This window comes from Paenibacillus sp. FSL M7-0420 (assembly GCF_038002345.1).
GTDB lineage: Bacteria > Bacillota > Bacilli > Paenibacillales > Paenibacillaceae > Paenibacillus_AQ.
The window spans coordinates 2948027-2972256 of record NZ_JBBOCJ010000001.1; the positions used below are offsets into that span (position 1 = coordinate 2948027).

21 protein-coding genes are annotated in these 24230 nt (G+C 56.2%); 19 read left to right on the forward strand and 2 right to left on the reverse strand.

The window, feature by feature from the left end; translation table 11 throughout:
• Nucleotides 1-102 precede the first annotated feature (102 nt).
• The 9 genes from MKX51_RS12365 (at nucleotide 103) to MKX51_RS12405 (ending at nucleotide 9317) form a co-directional block, all read left to right on the forward strand.
• Nucleotides 103-1815, forward strand: a complete 1713-nt coding sequence (locus MKX51_RS12365; protein WP_340992570.1) for a DNA repair helicase XPB — start codon at nucleotides 103-105, stop codon at nucleotides 1813-1815.
• Nucleotides 1815-4037 (forward strand): helicase-associated domain-containing protein, encoded by a 2223-nt coding sequence (locus MKX51_RS12370; RefSeq protein WP_340992571.1) that lies wholly within the window; start codon nucleotides 1815-1817, stop codon nucleotides 4035-4037. The genes MKX51_RS12365 and MKX51_RS12370 overlap by 1 nt, the downstream gene beginning before the upstream one ends.
• Nucleotides 4038-4083: 46 nt before the next feature.
• On the forward strand, nucleotides 4084-4521 hold the full coding sequence (locus MKX51_RS12375) for a YlbF family regulator (RefSeq protein WP_340941348.1): 438 nt from the start codon (nucleotides 4084-4086) through the stop codon (nucleotides 4519-4521).
• A 42-nt stretch (nucleotides 4522-4563) separates the two neighbouring features.
• A complete protein-coding gene (locus MKX51_RS12380) occupies nucleotides 4564-4827 on the forward strand; it encodes a YlbG family protein (RefSeq protein WP_036694997.1) in 264 nt (87 codons plus the stop codon).
• A 64-nt stretch (nucleotides 4828-4891) separates the two neighbouring features.
• Nucleotides 4892-5383, forward strand: coding sequence for a MarR family transcriptional regulator (locus MKX51_RS12385; protein ID WP_340992572.1), 492 nt, complete (start codon nucleotides 4892-4894; stop codon nucleotides 5381-5383).
• A 159-nt stretch (nucleotides 5384-5542) separates the two neighbouring features.
• On the forward strand, nucleotides 5543-6784 hold the full coding sequence (locus tag MKX51_RS12390; RefSeq protein WP_340992573.1) for an MFS transporter: 1242 nt from the start codon (nucleotides 5543-5545) through the stop codon (nucleotides 6782-6784).
• A gap of 134 nt (nucleotides 6785-6918) precedes the next feature.
• Nucleotides 6919-7341 carry a hypothetical protein gene (locus MKX51_RS12395; protein ID WP_340992574.1) on the forward strand — a complete coding sequence of 141 codons (423 nt, stop codon included), beginning with the start codon at nucleotides 6919-6921 and terminating at the stop codon, nucleotides 7339-7341.
• A 92-nt stretch (nucleotides 7342-7433) separates the two neighbouring features.
• Nucleotides 7434-8333, forward strand: coding sequence for a selenium metabolism-associated LysR family transcriptional regulator (locus MKX51_RS12400; RefSeq protein WP_036729432.1), 900 nt, complete (start codon nucleotides 7434-7436; stop codon nucleotides 8331-8333).
• 72 nt (nucleotides 8334-8405) lie between these two features.
• Nucleotides 8406-9317, forward strand: coding sequence for a PHP domain-containing protein (locus MKX51_RS12405; protein WP_340992575.1), 912 nt, complete (start codon nucleotides 8406-8408; stop codon nucleotides 9315-9317).
• Nucleotides 9318-9799: 482 nt separating this feature from the next.
• Here the strand turns inward: MKX51_RS12405 and MKX51_RS12410 are convergent, their stop codons facing one another.
• Nucleotides 9800-11686, reverse strand: a complete 1887-nt coding sequence (locus MKX51_RS12410) for an Rqc2 family fibronectin-binding protein (protein ID WP_340992576.1) — start codon at nucleotides 11684-11686, stop codon at nucleotides 9800-9802.
• Nucleotides 11687-11877: 191 nt separating this feature from the next.
• Here MKX51_RS12410 and MKX51_RS12415 point away from each other — a divergent pair, with 191 nt between their 5' ends.
• The 5 genes from MKX51_RS12415 (at nucleotide 11878) to MKX51_RS12435 (ending at nucleotide 19798) form a co-directional block, all read left to right on the forward strand.
• Nucleotides 11878-14688 (forward strand): calcium-translocating P-type ATPase, SERCA-type, encoded by a 2811-nt coding sequence (locus MKX51_RS12415; RefSeq protein WP_340992577.1) that lies wholly within the window; start codon nucleotides 11878-11880, stop codon nucleotides 14686-14688.
• 115 nt (nucleotides 14689-14803) lie between these two features.
• Nucleotides 14804-15640: a diaminopimelate epimerase gene (dapF, locus tag MKX51_RS12420; protein WP_340941337.1), complete on the forward strand. Its 837-nt coding sequence runs from the start codon at nucleotides 14804-14806 to the stop codon at nucleotides 15638-15640.
• 157 nt (nucleotides 15641-15797) lie between these two features.
• A complete protein-coding gene (locus MKX51_RS12425) occupies nucleotides 15798-17465 on the forward strand; it encodes a spore germination protein (RefSeq protein WP_340992578.1) in 1668 nt (555 codons plus the stop codon).
• Nucleotides 17455-18657 (forward strand): Ger(x)C family spore germination protein, encoded by a 1203-nt coding sequence (locus tag MKX51_RS12430; protein ID WP_340992579.1) that lies wholly within the window; start codon nucleotides 17455-17457, stop codon nucleotides 18655-18657. Before MKX51_RS12425 ends, MKX51_RS12430 begins: the two co-directional genes overlap by 11 nt.
• Before the next feature lie 40 nt (nucleotides 18658-18697).
• Nucleotides 18698-19798: a GerAB/ArcD/ProY family transporter gene (locus MKX51_RS12435; RefSeq protein WP_340992580.1), complete on the forward strand. Its 1101-nt coding sequence runs from the start codon at nucleotides 18698-18700 to the stop codon at nucleotides 19796-19798.
• Here the strand turns inward: MKX51_RS12435 and MKX51_RS12440 are convergent.
• Nucleotides 19771-20028 carry a hypothetical protein gene (locus tag MKX51_RS12440; RefSeq protein WP_340992581.1) on the reverse strand — a complete coding sequence of 86 codons (258 nt, stop codon included), beginning with the start codon at nucleotides 20026-20028 and terminating at the stop codon, nucleotides 19771-19773. The two genes, MKX51_RS12435 and MKX51_RS12440, sit on opposite strands and share 28 nt — an antisense overlap.
• Nucleotides 20029-20194: 166 nt before the next feature.
• Here MKX51_RS12440 and MKX51_RS12445 point away from each other — a divergent pair, with 166 nt between their 5' ends.
• The 5 genes from MKX51_RS12445 to rpoZ are packed head-to-tail and all read left to right on the forward strand — an operon-like array spanning nucleotide 20195 to nucleotide 24155.
• Nucleotides 20195-22069 carry a bifunctional homocysteine S-methyltransferase/methylenetetrahydrofolate reductase gene (locus MKX51_RS12445; protein WP_340992582.1) on the forward strand — a complete coding sequence of 625 codons (1875 nt, stop codon included), beginning with the start codon at nucleotides 20195-20197 and terminating at the stop codon, nucleotides 22067-22069.
• A 38-nt stretch (nucleotides 22070-22107) separates the two neighbouring features.
• Nucleotides 22108-22998, forward strand: a complete 891-nt coding sequence (locus MKX51_RS12450) for a YicC/YloC family endoribonuclease (RefSeq protein WP_340992583.1) — start codon at nucleotides 22108-22110, stop codon at nucleotides 22996-22998.
• A gap of 52 nt (nucleotides 22999-23050) precedes the next feature.
• Nucleotides 23051-23311, forward strand: coding sequence for an extracellular matrix/biofilm regulator RemA (gene remA, locus MKX51_RS12455; protein WP_006209218.1), 261 nt, complete (start codon nucleotides 23051-23053; stop codon nucleotides 23309-23311).
• An 18-nt stretch (nucleotides 23312-23329) separates the two neighbouring features.
• Nucleotides 23330-23899: a guanylate kinase gene (gene gmk / locus MKX51_RS12460; RefSeq protein WP_036694520.1), complete on the forward strand. Its 570-nt coding sequence runs from the start codon at nucleotides 23330-23332 to the stop codon at nucleotides 23897-23899.
• 55 nt (nucleotides 23900-23954) lie between these two features.
• Nucleotides 23955-24155, forward strand: a complete 201-nt coding sequence (gene rpoZ, locus MKX51_RS12465; protein ID WP_076074388.1) for a DNA-directed RNA polymerase subunit omega — start codon at nucleotides 23955-23957, stop codon at nucleotides 24153-24155.
• Nucleotides 24156-24230: the final 75 nt, after the last annotated feature.

Sequence of the window (24230 nt, forward strand, 5' to 3'; positions counted from 1 at the left end):
CGCATTAATAGAATGACGAATGGCTCATATCCGTTAGGCGGAGGTGGGCTTTTTCGTTGTAGGGACAAATTGAACCACTATAGCACAGAAGGAGGGAATAGGATGAGCGGAGCAGGGGCGGGGCCATGTATCACACGGAATGACCGGACCATTCTGCTGGAATGCGGACATCCGGGATTTGAGGAGGCACGGGCGGTTCTAAGCGGATTCGCCGAGCTTGTTAAAAGTCCTCCAGCCTACCACACTTACCGGCTCACACCGTTGTCCTTATGGAATGCAGCAGCCGGGGGACAGACAGCGGCAGAGGTCATTGAAGGACTGCGCAGGCTGTCCAGGTGGGGCATTCCTTCCGAGGTCGAGGGGGAGATGGAGCTGCTGATGTCCCGTTACGGAAGCTTGCATCTGCACGCGGATGAGAGTGATCCGCAGCTGGTTACGCTAACCGCTGACCGGGCGAGTGTGCTGGATGAACTGGATGACTCTCAGAAGCTGAAGGAGCTGGGCCTGCGCCGGACCGGGGAGCTGCATAGCCATTGTCCGAAGATGAACCGGGGTCTGCTGAAGCAGGAGATGACCAGACTGGGTTATCCGGTTCTTGACTATGCCGGGTACCGGGACGGGCAGAAGCTGAAGATAGCCTGGCGGGAAACTCTTGGGGAAATGGGTGAAGAGAGCAGCGCCGGATTCAGGCTTCGGGATTATCAACGGGAGGCTGTCCGCCAGTTCCAGGGAACCGGCGGACATGGCGGCAGCGGTGTGGTCGTGCTGCCCTGCGGGGCAGGCAAAACAGTTGTCGGCCTTGCGGTGCTGGAGCAGCTGCAGTGCGAGACACTGATCCTTACTTCGAGCACGACTTCTGTAGAACAGTGGCGCGGGGAACTGCTGCTGCGGACCACGCTGAGCACAGATGAGGTGGGGGAATACACGGGAGAGCACCGGGAGGTGCGGCCTGTAACTGTTACAACCTATCAGATGCTGACCCACAGGCGCTCCAAGGGTGGAGCGTTTGCCCACATGAATCTGTTCCATGAAAGAAACTGGGGGCTGATTATCTATGACGAGGTCCATCTGCTTCCGGCCCCTGTCTTCCGGGCGACCGCAGATATTCAGGCTACGCGGCGGCTGGGGCTGACAGCAACGCTCGTCCGGGAGGACGGGCGGGAGGGGGATGTGTTCTCCCTGATCGGCCCGAGATGCTACGACCTGCCCTGGAAGGTGCTGGAGCGGCAGGGATGGATTGCCGCTGTCGATTGCATCGAGGTCATCGTTCCGATGAACCAGAAGCTGCGGCAGCAATATGTGTATGCCGGTGCGAAGGAGCAGTTCCGGCTGGCGGCAGGTAATCAGGCTAAGGCGCTGGCCGCAGCGCAGATTGCTGCGGCGCATCCCGCAGCGTCGATTCTAGTGATCGGCCAGTACCTCGACCAGCTGGAGCAGATGGCGCTTGCGCTTGCGGCCCCTCTGATCACGGGCAAGACTCCGCAGAAGGAGCGGAATGCGCTCTACGCTGCGTTCAATGAAGGCAAGCTGCCGGTGCTGATTGTCTCCAAGGTTGCGAACTTTGCTGTGAATCTGCCGGATGCCTCTGTGGCAATTGAGGTATCCGGCGCCTTCGGCTCCCGGCAGGAGGAGGCTCAGCGGCTGGGCCGCATCCTTCGTCCGAAGCCGGGGGATAACCGGGCGTATTTCTACACGCTGGTCACAGGAGACAGCCGGGAGCAGGACTTCGCCCTGCGCCGCCGGATGTTCCTGACAGAGCAAGGCTACGAATACGGGGTCCGGATGCTGGACCCGGCGGAAGGAGCTGTTCTCTGATGGAACTGGAACCGGCAGATGATATCAGCAGGCTGTCTGCGGATGCTTGTGAAGTGCTGCTGCGGATAGCGGCAGAGCATGCGGCTTCGCCATGTACAGCGGATTCTGTAGAGCGGCTGCGGCCTGAATTCCTGTGTAGAGCCGAGCAGTTGCTAGCCTTGGAGGAACTGCTTCACACCGGGATGCTGGAGCTGCGTCAGAAAGTGTGGGGGGAGCGGCTGTATCAGATTCCGCAGCAGCAGTATCCCTTGATCCTGAGGAGCTTCTGGACGGGCTGCCCGCAGGTGCGGGTGGAGGGGGCAGTCCGGGTTGAGCATGCAGCGTGTTCAGAACTGTCAGGGGAGATTTTTCAGGGACTGCTGTTCATAGCCCAGGAAGGCCTGCCTCTGACCTCTAAGGGAGTGATACATAAGAAGCAGCTTGGCCGGTTAGCCGGAAGGTTGTCCATACCGGGGGAGTATCTGGCTCTGCTTGAGTCCTCTGCCGGTCACCAGAGCTATCCGCTGCAGGTTACATTAATGATTGATTTGCTGAGCACACTGGGGCTGATTACCCGCGGCAGCAGCGGGTATGGATTAGACAGAACGATGCTGCAACGCTGGCTGGCTCTTACCGCACAAGAGATGACGGATACGCTCTACACCTTGGGAATCAGCCGTTACGGCACTCCGCTGCCTGAGGAGCAGCATTTCAGACATTTGCTCTCGGCAGCAGAGTTTAAGGCGGACGAGTGGTTTGCGGTAGAGCCTGTTCTAAGCTGGATGAGACAGAATGGTCTTGCCGGGGATCGGCCTGTACCGGGATCGGCAGGGACAGGCTCAGACTCAGGGCTTAAGCAGGCGTCACTTGCCTGGATTCGCCTTCTGGCCGCCTTCGGCTGGTGTGAGCTGGGGTCTTCAGCGGAAGGGGCGGAGTGCTTCCGCTGGAAGGCAATGAAGCCGCAGCTGACCAGACATAGCCTGGGAATAACCCCGCAGCATCAAGAGGGTGCAGAAGAAGCAGACAGTAACCGGGAAACAGCCAGCAGCAGTCCAAGCACAGCAGAAAGCACCCGAGCGACAGCTGTCAGCGGCACCGAATCACCAGATAGAGTCCAAGGAACAGACAGTATCCCGGAAGCAGGTAGTAGCAACCCAAGCATATCGGCCAGCAGCCAAGCAATCCTGGACAGCGCCGCCGAAGCTCAAGATACCGTCCTCAGCCCGCCGAGACCCGTAGCAGCTGAAGCCGCACGTAGCCCGCTGCCGCAAGCATCAGCTTCCGCGTCCCCCGGCTTCATTGTTCAGCCGGATTTCGAGGTGCTGGTTCCGCCGGAGGTCCCTTATACGGTCCGCTGGACCTTGGCCGGGTGTGCGGAGCTGCTGCATCACGAGGATCTCTGGAGCTTCCGGCTGACCCGTGAGCGGCTGGAAGCCGCAGCGGACCAGGGGTTCGCCCCGGGTGAAGTGATCTCCTGGCTGAACGCCCATGCCGCCGGAGGATTGCCGGAGCAGGTCATACTGGCGCTCCGGCAGTGGGCCAGAGCGATCGGGCGGACCGAACTGGCGGAGGTTCTTCTGCTGTCCTGCGCCGGAGAGCAGGAGGGCGAGATAATCGCCGCCCATCCCCGGCTGCAGGACATTGTTACCCGTATCGGCCCGCTCCACTTCATCGTCCGGCCGGAGGCTGCCGGGCAGCTGCGCAAGGAGCTGGCAGCCGCCGGTCTGGCACCGTCCGTAAGGGCCGGGGAACTGAACGGGGCTGCGGGCCAGCAGCGGCTGTTCGAGCTGTCTGGGCCGTACGAACCAGAGCTGCGCTACGAGCTCCCTGCCGCACCCGGGGAACGGGGCCTGCTGGGAACGGGACCGTCTCCGAAGCTCCTGCCGCTGGACAGGGGCGGCCCCCCGATGCTGGAGCTGCCGGGTGAGGAGGCCGTGCCGCAGATGTGGTTCAATCAGTGGAGGCAGTATCATGTCACTACAGCGCAAAAGGTAATGGAGCAGGCGCTAAGCTGGGGAATCAAGGTCCGGCTCTCCTACGGGGGCAAGGCGGCGGATTTCATTCCTGAGCGGATCAGCGGACGTCCATGGAAGGTACGGGGCATTCTGCTGCTCCCGGGAACGGAGACCGCAGAGGAGACGGAGCTTGCAGCGGAGGACTGGCAGGAAATTCAGCTGCTGCATCCGCTTAAGCACAGAAATTCTTCTTCTGCTGAGGCGGGCGGATATGTTATGATAAGGTAGTCTATCGCTGCGGTAGAACATTAAATGCAGAAAAGAGTTGAAGTTCATGAGCGTAGCGGAATTAAATACGGTCGATATGGCCGAAGTGCTGACATACGCCTATGAATTAGGCGATATGATAAATCAATCCGCAGAAGTGTCGGATTACCTATACTGGAAGGGACAGGTGGATAACCATCCCGAAATCCAGGCCATCATCAAGCGGCTGCAAGGCAAGAAGGAGCTGTTTGAGGAGACACAGCGGTTTGGTCATTTTCACCCGAACTATCACTCGGCCAAGGATGAGGTTGAGGCTGTAGAGCGGGAGCTGGAGCAGTTCGAAGCGGTGGTCCGCTTCAAGAATGCGGAGAAGACGCTGGATGATATTCTTCATTCCATGTCTGAGGCGATCGCATTCTCGGTCTCGGACAGTATTAAGGTCCCCAGCAATGATCCTTCCCCCAAAGGCGGATGCGGCAGCGGCGGCAAATGCTCCTGCGGATAAGCTGACCCGCGAGGAGATAGAGAAAGAGAGGCGGATGAGCTTATGTTTGCGGAACGGACAGGTTATATTGTATGGGTTAGCGACGTCAAGGCGGCGCGCAACCTGGAGAAGTACGGCACATTGCACTACGTTTCCCGTAAAATGCACTATGCGGTAATGTACGTCAATGCGGAGCGCGCCGAGGAAGTCATGAAGAATGTCCGCAGACTTTCTTATGTGCGCAAGATTGAGCGTTCGTACCGCAATGAACTGAAGACGGAATATACCAGCAACGGACCGGACAAGTCCAAGTACTACGGTCTGTAGTTCAGGGATAAAGGTTATTTAGACAGACGCCGCTGGCGTCTGTTTTTTTAGAGGGGGACCGGCAATGAACCAAGAGGAACAGGTCTTAACCGCTTTCCGGGAATTATTCAATAAGATGAGCTGGCTGAACAAGTCGAAGATGGAGATCAGTCTTAAGGGCAATAAACCCTCGGAGGTGCACTGTATTGAATACATCGGACGACATGCAGACGTCAACGTGACCAAGCTTGCAGAGGCCTTGTACATGACCAGAGGGGCGATCAGCAAGATTACACGGAAGCTCCTGCATAAGGGGCTTATCGAGAGCTACCGGAAGCCGGACAATCAGAAGGAAATCTATTTCAGGCTTACCGGTCAAGGGGAGGCTGTGTATCAGATCCATGACGAATTGCACCGTGAGTTCCGGGAGCGGGACAGACCCGTGTTTGAGCAGGTGACCGATAGCCAGTATGCCGGTATGCTCAGCTTCATGGAGAAGTACAACAGGCATTTGGATGAAGAGATTAAGAAGCAGGAGCTGGGGCTGGGGCTGGAGAACAGCACGGAAGAAGATTAATTTCCTCTCTATACTTCAGCAGAATAGTTGAGGCAGAGTTACTTTCACCCGGAAGGGTGTTTTTTTACGCTAAAAATTATGTTTCCTTGGAATCAAAAATGTGCTAGTATGATATTGTTTCTTAGGAAACAATTCATAAACTCCAAGGAGAGAAGATGCATGTCCACATCCAGACCCGCTCAAAATCAAGATCAATCCTCTGAACCAACAGTAGATAAGCACGCGCTTATATTCGGTCTAATCTCTGTATTTTTATGCGGAATAGGCTTCAGCATTATAGCTCCTGTGGTTCCATTCCTCGTCCAGCCTTACATTAGCGATCCCGGAAAACAAGCGGTGATGATTACCCTGCTGACCTCAGTGTATGCGGCCTGCCTGTTCTGTGCGGCGCCTGTGCTGGGTGCGCTGAGTGATAAATACGGACGGCGTCCTTTACTTCTGCTATGCCTGCTGGGTTCTGCTGCCGGTTACTTCATATTTGGCCTTGGAGGGGCTTTATGGGTGCTGTTCGCCGGGCGGATTATTGAAGGGATCACAGGCGGGAGCATCGGTACAATCTTCGCTTATTTTGCAGACATTCTTCCACCGGAGCAACGGACCAAGTACTTTGGCTGGGTGAGCGCGGTGGTAGGGGCCGGTACTATTATTGGTCCGTCGATGGGCGGGCTGCTGGCCAAGTTCGGGTATTCGGTGCCCATGTATGCTGGTGCAGCGGTAACGTTACTGAATGCGGGTTATGGCTTCCTGTTCATGCCGGAGAGTCTGGAGAAAAGTAAGAGACTGAAGGCAATCCCCTTAGTCAGGCTGAACCCCTTCTCGCAGCTTGCGAACCTCCTGTCCATGAAGAACCTCAATAGACTGTTTGTCTCTGCCTTCCTGCTGTGGATACCGAATGGATCATTCCAGGCTATTTTTTCACAGTTCACATTGGATAATTTCAGCTGGAAGCCGGTGATCATCGGATTGATGTTCTCCATCATGGGCTTGCAGGATATTCTGTCCCAAGGATTCATTATGCCGAAGCTCCTGAAAAGGTACAGTGACAGGCAAATTGCCCTCCTCGGAATGGTCTCGGAAATTGTTGGTTATGTCCTGTTTGCGTTGTCGGCCTTGTTCGCCTTTTATCCTCTTTTTATCGCAGGGATGTTTATCTTCGGCTTCGGAGATTCAGTCTTCGGGCCTTCGTTCAACGGAATGCTGTCCAAATCTGCCGCAGCGGGCGAGCAGGGACGGGTTCAAGGGGGCAGCCAATCGATTCAGGCGCTGGCGAGAATGATCGGACCGCTGATTGGCGGACAGCTCTATGTATCGCTTGGAGCGGCTGCACCGGCATTTATGGGGGTGATCCTCATTGGAGCGGCGATCCCTGTGCTCTATACGATTAACCGGGCGGGCAGCTGACGTTTCGCACTGCAAGACTGCCGGGGATGGCGGTATGCTTGAACAACGGCCGTCAATGCGGTAAGATTGACAACAATAAGAGCATGCCAAGACCCTTTTTACGTGGAGTGTGATGACTATTGCAGGGCAAGGGGATGGACTGGTGGGGGGTGCACGAACCCTTCCACATCATGCTGAATAACTATGGGATTGCCGACATCGTGCTGACCCGGCATGCCAAGAGCCGTTATGCGGACCGGGTAGCAGCTGAGGACAGCGCAAATGTAGAGGTGACCGCCTGGATCTGGCAGGCCCTGAAGCAGAACCGGCTGAGGCCTTACTCGAGCAGTGATTATAATGCCTATCTGATCGATAATGATACGGTGATCGTGGTTGATTTCAGGCAGCTTGAGGGCGTCACGGCCCTCTCCGGAGAGCCTCTGTATGTCATGGTAATCGTGTCTTTTCTGGGCAAAATATCGGTGACTCCGCAGCTCCGGGATCTCAAGAGATACTATTCCTGGCTGCGTCATTCCCGGCGCATGAAGCTGTCCAAGAAACGCCGCAGGCGCAAGTAAGATACTTGAAATGAGGGAGGCATGCGGCTTAGGGCTGCGTGCCTTTTTGCTCTACACTCTACAACTGTAATTAGCGAAGGAGTCAGTAACGTATGAATTTTCATCAGCTTCATATTTTCTATACCGTGTCCGAACGGGGCAGCTTCTCGGCGGCGGCGCAGACACTGCATATGACCCAGCCTGCGGTGACGATGCAGATTCAGGCGCTGGAGGATTATTTCGGAACCAAGCTGTTCGACCGCTCCACCAAAAAAATCATACTCACCGAGGCCGGCCTGACGCTGATGCCGTTCGCGGTGCGCAGCATGCAGCTGATGCGCGAGACGGACCAGGCGATGTCGGCCTTCACCCACATGCTGGAGGGCCGCCTGATGCTCGGAGCCAGCCTGACCATCGGTGAATATGTGCTTCCCCGCCTGCTGGGGCCTTTCGGCAAGGAATATCCGAATATCTCGATTATGATGAAGGTGATGAACACTTCACAGATTATGGATGAGATTCATAAGCATCAGCTGAATTTCGGGCTGATTGAAGCGCCGGTCTCCCACCCGGACATGGTGATTGAGCCGGTAATGGGCGATGAGCTGAAGCTGATCGTGCCCCATGAGCATCCGCTGGCCGGTCAGGCGGAAGTGACGCTGGCGCAGGCGCTCGCCTATCCGTTCGTGCTGCGCGAACGCGGCTCGGGTACACGGCGGGTGATGGAGGAGCAGCTTGAGGCTAACGGGCTTGACCCTGCGGCGATGCAGATTGTGATGGAGCTGGGCAGTACCGGTGCGGTGAAGTCGGCGGTAGAGGCAGGGCTGGGGATTACGATTATCTCGACCTCCTCGGTCAAGCATGAAGTAGCGCTCGGCCTGCTGAAGATTGTCAATCTGACGGATGCCTCCTTCAAACGGCAATTCTACGCCATTCATCTGAAATCGACCTTGCTGCCGATCTCGGCGGTAACCTTCCTAAGCTTCCTGCGCCAGCATGCCGGCGGACAGTAACGGATATGCATAGCTGGCTGCGTGTAGCTGCATAAAAGCATGTAAACTTACTTGAAAGAACGGAGGAATTCCATGACAGACCCTACAAGTCATATCGGGCAATCAGAGGCGGAGTTCGCTACAGCGGGTCTTGCTGATACTGCCGGCAGATGCGACCTGCACACCCATACCCAGGCCTCGGACGGCATGCAGCCGCCGGCAGAGAATGTGCGGCTTGGTTACGAGGCCGGATTGGCAGCGGTAGCCATTACCGATCATGATACGGTCAGCGGAGTAGCGGAAGCACTGGAAGCAGGCAAGCGGTACGGGATTACTGTAGTTCCCGGTGTAGAGATCAGCACACGGCAGAGCGGCAAGGAGATCCATGTTCTCGGTTACTATATCGACATAGAACAGGAACTGCTGTTGTCCCGCCTGGAGGAGCAGCGGGGTATCCGGCTCGGGCGTAATGAAGCAATTCTGGAGAAGCTGCGCGGGCTGGGCATTGCGATCACCCTGGAGCAGGTAGTGTCAGGGCTTGGCCGGGAGCTGAAGCCTGATGAGAGCATCGGCCGCCCGCACATCGCGGATGAGCTGGTGCGGCTGGGTGCAGCCGATGATATGCGGGATGCCTTCGACAAGTATCTGGGTGAAGGTGCGGCAGCCTATGTCTCGCCTCCGCGCATTACCCCGGAGACGGCCTGCCAGTGGATTCGTGAAGCAGGAGGTGCAGCGGTGTTGGCCCATCCGGGAATCTACGGGGATGACGCGCTGGTGCGCAGAATCGTGGAGGAATGTGATTTGGACGGCATTGAGGTGTATCATTCCGATCATGGCCCGGCAGAGCATGAGCGCTACCTTGCACTGGCTGCGGAATTCGGCCTGCGGGTAACCGGCGGCTCGGATTTCCATGGTGCGCGGCAGGGCGTTGTTTTCCATGGGGATCTCGGCAGTGTGAGTGTGCCTGCCGCTGTGCTGCAGCAGCTTAAGGCTGCCAGAGGCTGAACGCAGGACACAGTAAAGAGCGCAGGATACAAAAACACAAATCGCCAGACACCAGACACCAGATACAAGACACAAGACACAAGACACAAGACACAAGACACTAAAAACCTCCGACCCTTAGCGCAGGCGCTACAGGACGGAGGTTTTTTGGTAAGAGCAATCCTTACTGTTAGTAGAGCACATGATCAGTAAGAGTAAACCACCTGCTATTATATGCTGTTTATCGCATACATTTGGCCCGTGCGCCTTTCGCGAGCCGATTGTGTGCTGTTTTCCACATACATTTGGCCCGTGCGCCTTTCGCGAGCCGATTGTATGCTGTTTTCCACATACATTTGGCCCGTGCGCCTTTCGCGAGCCGATTGTATGCTGTTTTCCGCACACATTAGGCCCATGCGCCTTTCACGAGCCGATTGTATGCTGTTTTTCGCACACAATGTGCCAGTTACCTTCGCGCCAGCTTAATGTGTTCGGTTTTTCGCTTAACTACGCAGCACATTCGGCAGCTGCTTGATCCGCTCCTCATCGGGCGTGACGAAGAGTGTCCGCTGATGATCGTAGATGACGAAGCCCGGCTTGGCTCCGCTCGGCTTGCGCACGTAACGGATGAGCGTACAGTCCACCGGCACACTGCTGGATTGCTTGGCCTGGCTGTAATAGGCGGCGAGCTGGGCGGCTTCCTCCAGGGTGGCATCGCCGAATTCCTCGCTGCGGATCACCACATGCGAGCCGGGAATATCCTTGGTATGCAGCCAGGTATCGTTCGGCGCAGCGAGCCGGTTGGTGACATACTCGTTTTGCAGATTGTTTTTGCCGACATAGATGTCAACCCCTTCAGAGGAAGTGAACACCTGCAGCGTAGGTCTGGCAGCTTTCTTTTTCTTCTTGCCTTTCTTGCTGCGGTCGCGTAAGTAGCCTTGGCTAACCAGCTCCTCGCGGATCTCCTCAATGTCATTCAGTGAGGCATGGGCTAATTGCTGGAGCAGCAGTTCCATATAGGCAATCTCTTCGTGCGTCTTCTTGACCTGCTCGCCGATCACCCGCAGGCTGTTCTTGTACTTGTTATATTTTTTGAAATACCGCTGTGCATTGTCCGTAGGGCTTAGCAGCGGGTCGAGCGGAACGGTAATCTCCGCCTGATTCTCATCATAGTAGTTTACTAGCTTTGCTTCCTTGTCGCCTTTGTTCACGGTGTGCAGGGAAGCGAACAGCAGCTCGCCCCAGATCCGGAATTGGTCCGCATCCTCGGCTTCGTTCAGATCCTTTTGCAGGTTGGCCAGCTTCTTGATGTTCTTGCTGCGCTCGTTGCTGAGGAAGCGGATCAGGTCGCTAACCCGCTGCTTAACCGTGTCTTTCTCCGCCTTGTCCCCGTAATAATCCTCCAGGCACAAGCTTATGGAGCTGTAATGCTTCACATTCCCGCTCATGAGCTTCAGCGGAATGGCCGAGAATACCGGCTTGCCCTTGGCATTCCAACCGGTGACTGGAGCGAATTCCTGCTTGCTGACCGGCTCCATGACGGAATGGAAGGCTTTCCAGAGCTGTTCGGGCTTATCCATCCCGCTGCGGAAGTCCTCAGCTTCTCCGCCTATCTCCTTGTACCGGTGGAGGATCTCTCCGGCGATCAGCGGACTCAGGCCGCTGAAGGCGTGGACCAGCCAGCCGGCCGGATCGGCTGAAGGGGCCGGGCCGCCGGAGCCGTCAGCCTGCGGAGCCTCAAGTGAGGCCAGCAGTCCGGCGATCTCGCCCTCGATCATATCCTCCTCCGGCTCCTGAGGATGCTCGGCGGCGTAGCGGGCCGCTTCCTCTGCCGAGGCTATCAGGGTAAGGAAATCGGGCTGGCTGATCTGCAGCGGATTCAGCTTATGCTGCTGCGGCGGCTGGGTATAAGCCGCTCCCGGCATAACGACCCGGTAGCTGCTGATGGACGGGGTGACATGATGAATGCCGTCGATAATCGTCCCCGTAGCCAGCTCGGTCAGAATGATGTTGCTGTGGCGTCCCATCAGCTCGATGATGATTTTTTTGGCGGAGACATCCCCCAGCTCATCCCGGGTTCTGATGGTGATATGAATAATTCGTTCAAGCCCCACCTGGGTAATGCTTTCGATGGTGCCGCCTTCACAATGCTTACGCATCAGCATGCAGAACATCGGCGCTTCCGCCGGGTTGATGCTGCTTCTCTCGGTCAGGTGCAGCCGGGGGTAGGTCGGGTTCGCCGACAGCAGCAGCTTGCCGCCGCCGCCCGCACCGCGCAGGGTGAAGATGAGGTCATGTGTGCTGGGTTGATATATTTTGCCGACGCGTGCACCGATGAAGGGCTGAAGCTCATGCACGATCGCTTGGGTAACAATGCCGTCTAATGCCATGATAAGGTTCTCCTGTCGCCTGATAATAAAGTACTCCCTCTATGATGCCATACTTTTACCGGTTCGCGCAAAAGGAGAAACCCAGATACGGTGATATTTTGGGACGACCATGAATACACTTGGACATGAACAGGTGGAAAAGCTGTGCGCCGCCGGAAGTCAAGAAACGACCGGGAGGGGAAAGATTAGTTATGGAACAAAAAAGCTGGCACCGGCTCGGTGCAGAGGAGCTGCAGGAGATGTTCGGCGTTCAGCCGGGAACGGGGCTAAGCGCCGAGGACGCCGCCGCAAGACGCAAAGAGAGCGGGTACAATGAGCTGTCTGAGGGCAAAAGGGTATCGCCTTTTACACTGCTGCTCAATCAGTTCAAGGATTTCATGGTACTGGTGCTGATGGGGGCGACACTGGTATCCGGCCTGCTCGGCGAATACTTAGACGCCATTACGATTATCGCGATTATTCTGCTTAACGGGGTACTCGGATTCGTGCAGGAGTTCCGCGCCGAGCGTTCGTTAAGAGCACTGAAGCAGCTCTCCGCGCCTACGGCCAAAGTGATGCGCGGCGGGAAGCAGGAGGTGCTTCCCGCCAGAATGCTGGTCCCCGGAGATATCGTCCTGCTGGAGAGCGGGGACCGGATACCGGCAGATGTCCGCTGGCTGCAGTGCAGCAGCATCTATGCCGAAGAGTCGGCGCTGACAGGGGAGTCGCTGCCGGTCTCCAAGCATGCCTCGGCGATCTATGCTGAAGACATCCCGCTGGGCGATCAGAAGAATATCGGCTTCATGGGTACGATGGTGACCCGGGGAACCGGCCGGGCTGTGGTCATCCGCACCGGTATGGCTACCGAGATGGGCAAGATTGCCGATCTGATTCAGAACACCGAATCCCAGGAGACCCCGCTGCAGCACCGTCTGGAGCAGCTCGGCAAGATTCTGATCTACGTCTCACTGGGACTGACCATTGTTGTGGTCCTGGCAGGAATTATGCATGGTCAGCCGGCAACGGCGATGTTCCTGGCCGGGGTGAGTCTGGCAGTGGCAGCTATTCCCGAAGGACTTCCGGCCATTGTGACGATTGCGCTTGCGCTGGGTGTACAGCGGATGATCAAGCGCAAGGCGATTGTCCGCAAGCTGCCTTCGGTAGAGACGCTGGGCTGTGCCTCCGTCATCTGCTCGGATAAGACAGGAACCCTGACACAAAACAAAATGACAGTCACCCAGCTCTGGAATGCCGGACGGACCCTTGAGGTATCAGGGGAAGGCTATGCTCCGGTAGGCAGTGTGCTGCAGAAGGGCCGGCCCGTTGATCTGAAGAATGACCAGAGTCTGCGGCGTATGCTTCAGGTGGGCGCATTATGCAGCAATGCAGAGATTTTTGAGAGCTACCCCGACACGCGCAGCAAAAAGAAAGGCAAAGGCGCAGAGGCCGATAAAGGGGCTAACGCCCAGCCGGTCTGGGAACTGAAGGGCGATCCTACGGAAGGTGCATTGGTCGCTTTGTCTGCCAAAATGGGACTAACTGCCCAGGCGCTTGCCGTAACCTATACCCGTGAGACGGAGTTTCCGTTCGATTCCGAACGTAAGCTGATGTCGGTGGTTGTGAATCACCCCGGCGGCCGGATGATTTGCACCAAAGGCGCACCTGACGTGCTCCTGAATTGCTGCACGTATATGCTGTGGGAGGGCGGAGTCGTGCCCTGCACGCCGACCTTGCGCCAGAAGGTGCTGGATGCCAATGAACAGATGGCTTCCGGCGCGCTGCGTGTGCTCGGGATGGCTTACCGCGATCTGCGGAGCGGAGAAACGGCCGGCAGCGAGAAGGAAGCGGAAAGCCAGCTTGTCTTCGTGGGTCTGGCCGGGATGATCGATCCGCCGCGCAAGGAAGTACGCGATGCAATCAGCGTAACCCGCCGGGCAGGCATAAAGACAGTGATGATTACCGGCGACCATGGGACGACGGCAGAGGCGATTGCCCATCAACTCGGCATTCTGCAGCGCGGCGGCAGGGTTCTGACGGGGAGCGAGCTTACCCGGATGGACGATGACGCGCTGGATAAGGTCTCCGACAGCGTGTTCGTCTACGCCCGGGTATCGCCGGAGCATAAGCTGCGGATTGTCAAGTCGCTGCAGCGCCACGGCCATGTCGTTGCGATGACCGGCGATGGGGTGAACGATGCGCCTGCGATCAAGGCTGCCGACATCGGGATCTCGATGGGGATTACCGGCACGGATGTGACGAAGGAGGCTTCGGCTCTGGTCCTGGGGGACGATAACTTCTCGACCATTGTGGCTGCCATTGAAGAGGGACGGAATATCTATGAGAATATCCGCAAGTTCATCCGGTATCTGCTGGCTTCGAATGTCGGCGAGATTCTGACCATGTTCTTCGCCATGATGCTCGGGCTGCCGCTGCCGCTGGTTCCGATCCAGATTCTGTGGGTCAATCTGGTTACAGACGGCTTGCCCGCAATGGCGCTGGGCGTAGACCAGCCGGAGAAGGATCTGATGGAGCACAAGCCGCGCGGGGCGAAGGAGAATATCTTTGCCCGGCGTCTGGGCTGGAAGATTGTCAGCCGCGGGCTGCTGATCGGCCTCTGTACCCTGGCTGCCTTCTGGCTGACGCTGCGGATTGATCCAGGCAGTGCGCAGCAGTTGATCCGCGCGCAGTCGGTTGCTTTTGCCACCCTTGTGATGGCCCAGCTCATTCATGTATTCGACTGCCGCAGCTCGCGCTCGGTCTTCTACCGGAATCCGTTCCAGAACAGATATCTGGTGCTGGCCGTCCTGTCTTCTGTCATCTTAATGCTGGCTGTAATGTATCTCCCTGTGCTTCAGCCGGTGTTCAAGACCGTTCCGCTCAGCTTCCGTGAATGGTGCCTGGTGCTGGTCATGGCCGGAATCCCGACCTTCCTGATGGGAGCGGGCAGCGTCTGGGGCGGCAAGAAGAACCGCAGCCGCAGCGGCGGACGGCAGATGATAAAAAGTACAAAGTTTTCAGCATAAAATCAATAGCCTCACTCCACTCCTATAAGGTATGCTGGTTTCACTGAGAAGCTTGGTTTATGATGAACCAGGAATGTGGAAACAGCTGATCTTACTTATAGGAGTGGACCTGACAATGGAATTTACTAAAATGCACGGTTTGGGCAATGATTTTATCATCGTATTCGGCGAGGATGAGCTGCCGGGCAATGCCCCGGAGCTGGCAGTTACGCTGTGCAACCGGTTCTTCGGCATCGGCGCAGACGGACTGGTGTACATTCTTCCTTCGCAGCGCGGCGATTACATGATGCGTATCATGAACTCCGATGGCTCCGAGGCTGAGCAATGCGGCAATGCGATCCGCTGTGTATCCAAATATGTATATGAGCAGGGTCTGGTGGAATCGGAGCAGATTGTCATTGAGACGATTGGCGCCGGAGAACAGAAGGTCTCCCTGAAGGTGAAGGACGGGATTGTGGAGAGCGTAACAGTGGATATGGGTGAGCCGGTCCTGTCCGGACCGCAGATTCCTGTAGCGATCGACGCAGAGCCTGTGCTCGACCAGCCGATTGAAGCGGACGGCACAGCGTTCCGGTTCACCGCAGTCTCCATGGGGAATCCGCATGCAGTCATTTATGTGGACGATGCGGTATCGTTCGATCTCGCAACCTGGGGACCGAAGCTTGAGGTTCATCCGCTCTTCCCGCGTAAAGTAAACGTAGAGTTCGCCACCGTCGTCAACCGCGGCCACGTGGACATGCGCGTCTGGGAACGCGGTGCCGGTCCTACTCTGGCCTGCGGAACAGGCGCCTGCGCGACGCTGGTCTCCTCCGTGCTGAACGGAGTGACGGACCGCTCGGCGGTTATCAGCCTGAAGGGCGGCGACTTGTTCATCGAATGGAACGAGGACGATAATCATGTGTATATGACCGGCCCTGCGCAGGTGGTATATACCGGCTCAGTCGATATCTGATTCCCATATAACTATTTGCAATCCCCTGCATACCAGATGCAGGGGATTTGTTGTGTTGTTTAAGAGGAACAGGACGAGTGTGGGATAACAGCCGAATAATGGCAGGCATATCCGCGAATAATAGAACTCTGCATAGAATCAGGGAGGAGGAGCGGAGATGAAATCAGGGTCCAGCCGAAAAGCACAGAATGCGGGAGCAGATACTGCACCGGGACCGGGACAACCTGAGGGTGGTGTTGCCCTGGGCCTCGCGGATACGGTCGCCCAAAGTCTGCTCCATATTCAGACGGAGCTCGGTTGCAGTCCGGATCTCCTGATCCGCAGAATCCAGATCGGGGGAGAACGCCGGCTGGAAGCGGCTGCTGTTCATCTGAGCGGGCTGGCGGACTCAGGCTCCGTGAATGAATTCGTGCTGGGCTCGCTGCTGAATCATACGGAGGAGCTGTTGCTCGATAGCACGGCTGGCGGCGCTGACAGTCCTCGGGAGCAAGCTTCGCTCCCGCAGCAGATCCTTAGCCGTGCTATGGCGATAGGTGATGCGGAGCTCCAGGAGAATTGGAAGGAAATCATGCTCGCTATTCTCTCCGGGGACACAGCGATTCTGCTGGAGGGCTGCCGGTCAGCGATTCTGTGCGGAACCAGGGGCGGGGAGCAGCGGGCGGTCAGTGAGCCTTCCTCCCAGCTCGTGGTCAGGGGGCCGAAGGACGGGTTCGTCGAGTCGGTGGCCACGAACATCTCGCTGATCCGCCGCAGAATCAAATCCGCCAAGCTGCGCCTGGAGGTCTTGAAGCTCGGCTCCGAGACTCATACCCATGTGGCGCTGATGTACATGAAAGGGATTGCGGGGGAGGATCTGATCCGCGAAGCCAGAGAGCGTCTGAACAAAATTGCCTTGAATGAGATACTTGAATCCGGGTACATTGAGGAATTAATCCAGGACAAGACGTTCACACCGTTCCCGACCATCTACAACACGGAACGGCCGGATGTGGCTGCGGGTAATCTGCTCGAAGGCCGGGTGGTTATTATTGTGGACGGCACGCCGTTTGTGCTGATTCTCCCGGCGGTGTTTACGCAGTTTTTTCAATCTGCCGAGGATTATTCCCAGCGGTTCGACATTGCCATATTGATGCGGCTGGTCCGTTATTTGAGCTTCATCGTTCTGATTCTGGGGCCTTCGGTCTACCTCGCGCTGACCACCTATCATTATGAGATGATACCCACGACGCTGCTGATTAATCTGCTCTCCCAGCGGGAGAATGTACCTTTCCCGGCCTTTGTGGAGCTGCTCTTGATGGAGACGGCCTTTGAAATTCTGCGTGAAGCCGGGGTGCGCATGCCGCGCGCCATCGGGCAGACGGTCTCTGTGGTCGGTGCGCTTATTCTGGGCACGGCGGTGGTAGAGGCCGGAATTATTACCCCCATCATGGTCATCGTAGTGGCGTTAACCGGGATCGCCAGCTTTGCCCTTCCTGCGTATAACATGGCGATTGCCGGGAGAATTATAAGATTTGCTTTTCTGGTCCTGGCCAGTATATTCGGCTTCTATGGAATTACGCTGGGCATGATTCTGCTTGTAGCACATATGAACAGCCTGAGATCCTTCGGTGTTCCTTATCTCTTCCCCTTCGTGCCCCTCTCCATTAAAGGGCAGAAGGACACGTTGCTCAGACTTCCGCTCTGGCTGAACGGCGCGGACAAGCCGCCGGCACAGATGCGCGAGGAAATGCCGGACTACATGCTGCTAACGACCGGTCATGAGGAGCAGCTCCCCCCGTTAATCCGCAAGAATAGCAGGACTGAGGAGGAGAACCGTGAGGAATAGAATCTTATGCGGCATAGGTGTACTGTTTGTCCTTCCAATGCTGCTTACCGGCTGCTGGGACAGTGTTGAACTCAACCGGCGGGCGATTGTCTCGGGGGTAGCGATCGACAAGGGAGACACTGAGGCTGAGCGGTACAAGCTGTCTTTTCAAGTGATTGTGGCGGAAGAAATCTCCGGAGAGAAGAGCAGAGGTATATCGCCGGTTGCGCTGTACACAGGAACAGGCCGCACGATGTTCGAGGCACTGGCAGACGCTTCCCGCCAGACGGCACGCTTCCTCTCCCTGGGCCATGTGCGTGTGCTGGTGATCTCGGAGGCGTTCGCCCGCGAAGGCATCAAGGACCTTCTGGATGTGCTGGAGCGGGAGAGCGATACCCGGCTGAACAGCCTGATCTTCATCTCCAAGGGACAGCCTGCGCGTGAGATCATGTCCACAATGACTGTGTTCAGCAAAATCCCGGCCAATGATCTGGTAGAGAAGCTGGAGACGACCTCCAAGCAGTTCGGCTATAACTTCCGGATGGCCGTGGATGATGTGATCCGGGGGATTCAGATCAGAGGAGGCGGTCCGGTGATCAACGGGGTATACACCAGAGGAGAGTGGACTCCGTCATCGGGCAGCAATGAGAGCCTGAAGAATATCGAACCCCGGTCGATCCTGAGAGTCTCCTCCCTTGCGGCGTTCAAGGATGACAAGCTGAAGGGCTGGCTTACGGGTGACGCTGCTCTCGGTACCGTTCTTTTGCATAATCGGATCAAAGAATTCCCGGTTCTGCTCAAGCAGCAGGAGGGCGGCTATCTCTCCTTCAACATCTATCAGTCCCAGGTATCGCTTGCAGTCAATTCGTCTGACCCAGAGCATACTGTCTTTACGGTCAAGATCACGCAGCAGGCTGCGCTCAAGGAAGCTCCGTATCCGCTCGATCTTACCTCGCCTAAAGTGCTGGAAGAGCTGTCAGACCGGCTTATAAAAGAAAGCGTGAAGCATATCCAAGCAGCTATAAGTACCGCCAAAGAATTGGGCAGCGATTATCTCGGCTTTGGACGGGCATTGCAGCGGAAGGACCCGCGCGGCTGGAAGAAGGTCAGGGACCACTGGGAGGACGTATTCGCAGACTGTGAAATCCGGTTCGATGCGGATGTGGTCATCCGGCATACGGATATGCGCAGCAACTCTTTTCAGATTCATTAAGTCTGCCGGTAGGGTAACCGGGTGAGGAGGTCCACAGAATATGGGTAAGGTCAAAATCGGACTCGTCGAATTCTTCAGCCTGACGGTGCTGTTCGAGCTGGGCACGGCGCTGGTGGTTAATCTGGGAATGGGGGCAGGCCGGGATGCCTGGCTCTCGATCCTGATCGGCTGCGCGGCGGGGCTGATCATGTTCACGGGATACGCCTATCTGTACCGTAAGCACCCGGACCAGCCTTTTACAGCCTATACACGGCAAATTCTCGGAAAATATATCGGGGCACCGGTAGGCCTGCTCTATATTATTCTCTACATAAACCTGGCCGCCCGGGATCTTCGCGATGGCAGCACCATGCTCGCAATGTCGACTATGCATCATACTCCGCTGTTCATCTTAAGCGCCCTGATGCTGCTCTCGGGAGCTTATGTGCTGCATAAGGGAGTGGAGGTGCTGGGCAGAACATCCATGGTATTTGCGTTTGCCGTTCTGGGGATCGGCCTGTTCGGGACAGTGATGCTGATACTCTCCGGTACAATCAATCTGCACAGACTGTTCCCTGTACTGGAGAATGGCTTCCAGCCCGTGCTTAGCTCGGTGATTCATCAGAATTATATGTTTCCGTTCGGGGAGATGGTGTGCTTCACTATGCTGATGCCGTATTTGTCCAGTGTCAAAAAAGGACCGTGGATCATCGCCGCCGCCATGGTGTTCTCCGCGCTGCTGCTCAGCTTCACGATGGCGCTGAATGTTTCGGTTCTGGGTGCTGACATTGTTGAGCGTTCACCGCTCCCGCTGATGCCGACAATCAGCAAGATCTCCGTTTCGGATATCATCCAGCGGGTGGATATTTTCGTGGTTATGGTGCTGATCATCGGGGTGTTTTTTAAAATGGCCGTCTTCTTTGCTGCCGCGCTGATCGGAATCTCGGACCTGTTCAAGCTGCCGTACCGGAGAATGCTCTATCCCTGCGGACTGATCATCCTCTTCACCTCCATGCTGGATGCACGCAGCTTCATTGAACATCTCGATGAGGGCGGGACCCTGCTGTACAGGGTATATCCTTATTTAATGATAGTCATTCCGGTGCTGCTGGTCGTCGTGACGGCGGTTCGTGATCATTTCTCCGCTCCCCGGCCGGGCTGACGGCCGCTCACCCAATAGATGGCATCCGGCACGATCATCAGCAGCACCAGTACAGCCGCAGTCAGCTTCTCCGAAGTAGTATAGAGCAGATAATTCAGAATATAGCGGATATTCTCCGCGCCGTAGCCTAACATCAAGTCCAGCAGGTACAGGTACAGCAGCGAGAGCGCCGACAGCAGGAGAATTACGGCATATTTGCGCAGCAGCAGTTTTCTTATTTTTTTCTTCATTCCTACACTCTCCTTTTGGCAAGATTAAGCGTAGTATGAATCATTTGCCGGACTGGCATACAAGAATAACGGACGGCCGCCTCTTTTGCCCGCTAAAGCTTATCATCCATCCCGATTTATGTTACATTAGTATGAAACTAATGTCAGTCAAGGGGAGGTTCTTGCGGTGAAGCCGGATTTGCGCTCTGCATGGGAGAATAATGTGTTGGTCGGAGACGGAGCGATGGGAACTTTTTTGTATCAAAAGGGTTTCCCTGTCGGCATCTCCTACGAGGAATTGAATCTGACCTCACCGGAGGTCATTGAGGATGTGCACCGGAGCTATATCAATGCAGGTGCTGTACTGCTGGAGAGTAATACCTACTCCGCGAACTACGACAAGCTGTCGAAGTTCGGACTGGAGGCCAAGGTGGCGGACATCAACCGTGCGGGGGTCCGCATTGCCCGCCGGGCTGCCGGCGAGAACGGTTATGTAGTCGGAGCCATCGGCTCGATCCGCGCCGGCAAACGGGCCAATCTGTCCTCCGCTGAGCTGAAGAAATTCTTCTCGCAGCAGATTGCTGCGCTCCTGGAGGAAGCGCCGGACGGGATCATGCTGGAGACCTTCTATGATGTCGAGGAGCTTCATCTGGCGCTGAAGGCTGTGCGTAAGCTCAGTACGCTGCCGGTGATCTGCCAGCTGGCTGTGGACGATTCGGCACGGACACTGGACGGATTAACCCTGCCGGAAGCGTTCCATATTCTGCAGCAGGACGGAGCGGATGTGATCGGCTTCAACTGTAACACCGGACCGAACGGGATCAAGCGTGCGCTGGGTACGCTGCAGGGCAAGCTGGCGCTGCCGGTGTCGATCTATCCTAATGCTGGCGTAGCCGATTATGTAGACGGCCAGTACCGCTACGGGGCATCGCCGGAGTATTTCGGCCAGATGGCACCGGTGTTCGCGGATATGGGCAGCCGGATTATCGGGGGCTGCTGCGGCACCACTCCTAAGCATATCGCTGAAATCTCCGCTGCTTTGAAGGGCTATGTTGTGGAGCCGCTGCCTGAGCCTGCTGTCTTCAGTGCGCCTGAGAGCATTGCGGTGCAGGAGCATCTGGCGGATGACGGGGGACAGGGAGGCGGGGAACCGACGCTTGTCGATCTGGTCAAGGAACGCCATACCGTTATCGTAGAGCTTGACCCTCCGCGCGATCTGGACATCGCGAAGTTCATGAAGGGGGCAGAGGCGCTGCGCCGGGCCGGAGCCGATGCGTTGACGCTGGCCGATAATTCGCTTGCTGTCACCCGGATGAGTAATATGGCGCTGGGGCATCTGGTACAGGCCCGCACAGGCCTGCGGCCGCTGGTGCATATTGCCTGCCGTGACCGCAATCTGATTGGCACCCAGTCGCATCTGATGGGCTTTGACGCGCTGGGAATTGACCATGTGCTGGCCGTGACCGGAGATCCTGCCCGGTTCGGGGATCTGCCCGGCTCAAGCTCGATCTATGACCTGACTTCATTTGAAATTATACGTATGATCAAGCAGCTCAATGACGGCGTGGCCTTCTCCGGCAAGCCGCTCAAGCAGAACGCGAAGTTCGTCATCGGCGCAGCGTTCAATCCCAATGTCAAGCATCTGGACAAAGCGGTCGAGCGCCTGGAGAAGAAGATTGCCTCGGGTGCGGATTATATTATGACCCAGCCCGTGTATGATCCTGAATTGATTGCCCGGATTGCCAAGGCTACCGAGCACCTGGATATTCCGATCTTCATCGGCATTATGCCGCTGGCCAGCGGACGCAATGCAGAGTATCTGCATAATGAGGTTCCCGGCATTCAGCTTTCCGCCGAGGTCCGCAGCCGGATGGCCGGACTCGAAGGCGAGGCGGGCCGGGCCGAAGGGGTGCTGATCGCCAAGGAGCTGCTGGATGCGGCGATTGCACATTTTAACGGAATCTATCTGATTACACCGTTTATGTTCTATGATATGAGCGTGCAGCTGCTGGAGTATATTTGGGAGAAGCAAGGACGTAAGTTATCCCCCTTGTTTCGCTAGTAATAATCAATTACAATAGTGTAATGGATGTGATTCCGTTGTCATATAGTATGACCGGATACGGTCAGTCAGCCCTGCAATACGGCGGACACAAGATAACGTTCGAGGTCAAATCGGTGAATAACCGGTACTGCGAAGTTGTGCTGCGGTTGCCCAGGGAATGGACGGGGTATGAGGATAGGCTGCGCAGAATGGTTCAGGCTCATATCAGACGGGGACGGGTAGATGTTATTATTAATAGAGAACTCACCGACGGGGCGGCTGACACGCATGTGCTGGACCGCCGCAGGGTGAGCTCCTATCTGGATGCAGCGGAGGTACTGGTCCGGGAGTATGGCTTCAAGGGAGAGTTGTCCCTGCGGGATATCCTTGCTATGCCCGGTGTAATGGAACCGAAGGAAGAGACGGCTGCTGCTGACTCCTCCGGAGAACTTGCAGATCTTCTGGAGCAGGGTCTCCAGCTTAGTCTGGAGGCCCTGCTGGAGATGCGCGGGCGGGAAGGCTCCTATTTGGCGGCCGATCTGATGCGCAGACTTGACCGTCTGGAAGAGCTGCATGCCGGAATCAGCAGATATGCGCCTCTGGTTGTAGAGGAGCAGCGCGAGAAGCTGCGGCAACGGCTTAACCTGCTGAATGACGGGAGCTTCCCCTGGGATGAGCATAAATTCGGCATGGAGATGGCTATTTTCGCCGACCGCTGCAATATAGATGAGGAGCTGACCCGGCTTCACAGCCATTTTGGCCAGTGCCGGGCCTTGCTGCTGGGCAGCGAGCCTGCCGGACGCAAGCTTGATTTTCTCATCCAGGAGATGAACAGGGAGACCAACACAATAGGGTCGAAGTGCAGTCATCTGGCGGTTGTGAATCTGACGCTTGATATGAAGGCGGAGCTCGAGAAGATTCGGGAGCAGGCGGCGAACCTGGAATGACAGGAACCAGGGAGCAAGCTATGATGTTACTTATGGGGGGAACAACCGGAACATGGCAATCAAATTAATCAACATCGGCTTTGGGAATATCGTGTCAGCGAACCGTATTATTTCCATTGTCAGCCCGGAATCGGCACCGATTAAGAGAATTATCCAGGAGGCCAGAGACAGGCATATGCTGATCGATGCCACCTACGGGAGGCGGACGCGGGCTGTCATTATTACCGACAGCGACCATGTGATTCTCTCGGCTGTACAGCCTGAGACGGTAGCTCACCGCCTATCCAGCAAAGACGACGATAACGACGAATAACAACAATTGGAGTGTACTATGTCAAAAGGATTGCTGATTATACTATCCGGCCCTTCCGGTGTCGGCAAAGGCACGGTATGCACAGCGCTGCGGCCGAAGATGCCTGAACTCGTCTATTCCGTTTCTGCCACCACACGCTCTCCGCGTGCAGGTGAAGAGAACGGAGTCAATTATTTTTTCAAATCCAGAGAGCAGTTCGCCGACATGATTGAAGGCGACAAGCTGCTGGAATATGCGGAGTACGTAGGCAATTATTACGGTACTCCGCGTGACTTTGTAGAGAGAACCCTCGAGAGCGGAAGAGATATTATTCTGGAGATTGAGGTTCAGGGAGCACTCAAGGTCAAAGAGAAATTCCCCGAAGGGATCTTTGTGTTCCTTCTCCCTCCGTCCATGGACGAGTTGAAGGACCGTATTCGCGGACGCGGAACAGAGCATCCTGATGTGATCAGCCACCGCATGTCTGTGGCCGAGGATGAGATCGGTTTGATCCGGCACTATGATTATGCCGTGGTGAATGATGAGATTGATCTGGCCTGCAAGCGAATAGAAAGTATTATTATCGCCGAACATTGTAAGGTGAGATGATCGGTTCTACAGGATTGGTACACTATCCACAGTAAAAGATGAAGAGGTGCCTTACATGCTATATCCATCCATTGACGAACTGGTGACTAAGGTCGACAGCAAGTATTCCCTGGTAGTCGCTTCAGCCCGCCGGGCCAGAGCACTCCGTGAAGGCGGAAAGACCGATATCATCGCTCCGAAATCCCACAAATTCGTTGGGGTTGCACTTGAAGAAATCTATGAAGACCGCATTATAGTAACGCGCGGCGAGGAATAGTCCCCTGAAATGGTGCCGTCCCTTGAATAAGGGCGGCGCAGCCGTTTCTGCCCGCTGAAGCTGCACAATGAAGTG

Coding starts and splice junctions, on each gene's coding strand:
- MKX51_RS12365 (WP_340992570.1), top strand. CDS start 103: ATGAGCGGAGCAGGGGCGGGGCCATGTATCACACGGAATGACCGGACC.
- MKX51_RS12370 (WP_340992571.1), top strand. CDS start 1,815: ATGGAACTGGAACCGGCAGATGATATCAGCAGGCTGTCTGCGGATGCT.
- MKX51_RS12375 (WP_340941348.1), top strand. CDS start 4,084: ATGAGCGTAGCGGAATTAAATACGGTCGATATGGCCGAAGTGCTGACA.
- MKX51_RS12380 (WP_036694997.1), top strand. CDS start 4,564: ATGTTTGCGGAACGGACAGGTTATATTGTATGGGTTAGCGACGTCAAG.
- MKX51_RS12385 (WP_340992572.1), top strand. CDS start 4,892: ATGAACCAAGAGGAACAGGTCTTAACCGCTTTCCGGGAATTATTCAAT.
- MKX51_RS12390 (WP_340992573.1), top strand. CDS start 5,543: ATGTCCACATCCAGACCCGCTCAAAATCAAGATCAATCCTCTGAACCA.
- MKX51_RS12395 (WP_340992574.1), top strand. CDS start 6,919: ATGGACTGGTGGGGGGTGCACGAACCCTTCCACATCATGCTGAATAAC.
- MKX51_RS12400 (WP_036729432.1), top strand. CDS start 7,434: ATGAATTTTCATCAGCTTCATATTTTCTATACCGTGTCCGAACGGGGC.
- MKX51_RS12405 (WP_340992575.1), top strand. CDS start 8,406: ATGACAGACCCTACAAGTCATATCGGGCAATCAGAGGCGGAGTTCGCT.
- MKX51_RS12410 (WP_340992576.1), bottom strand. CDS start 11,686: ATGGCATTAGACGGCATTGTTACCCAAGCGATCGTGCATGAGCTTCAG.
- MKX51_RS12415 (WP_340992577.1), top strand. CDS start 11,878: ATGGAACAAAAAAGCTGGCACCGGCTCGGTGCAGAGGAGCTGCAGGAG.
- dapF (WP_340941337.1), top strand. CDS start 14,804: ATGGAATTTACTAAAATGCACGGTTTGGGCAATGATTTTATCATCGTA.
- MKX51_RS12425 (WP_340992578.1), top strand. CDS start 15,798: ATGAAATCAGGGTCCAGCCGAAAAGCACAGAATGCGGGAGCAGATACT.
- MKX51_RS12435 (WP_340992580.1), top strand. CDS start 18,698: ATGGGTAAGGTCAAAATCGGACTCGTCGAATTCTTCAGCCTGACGGTG.
- MKX51_RS12440 (WP_340992581.1), bottom strand. CDS start 20,028: ATGAAGAAAAAAATAAGAAAACTGCTGCTGCGCAAATATGCCGTAATT.
- remA (WP_006209218.1), top strand. CDS start 23,051: ATGGCAATCAAATTAATCAACATCGGCTTTGGGAATATCGTGTCAGCG.
- gmk (WP_036694520.1), top strand. CDS start 23,330: ATGTCAAAAGGATTGCTGATTATACTATCCGGCCCTTCCGGTGTCGGC.
- rpoZ (WP_076074388.1), top strand. CDS start 23,955: ATGCTATATCCATCCATTGACGAACTGGTGACTAAGGTCGACAGCAAG.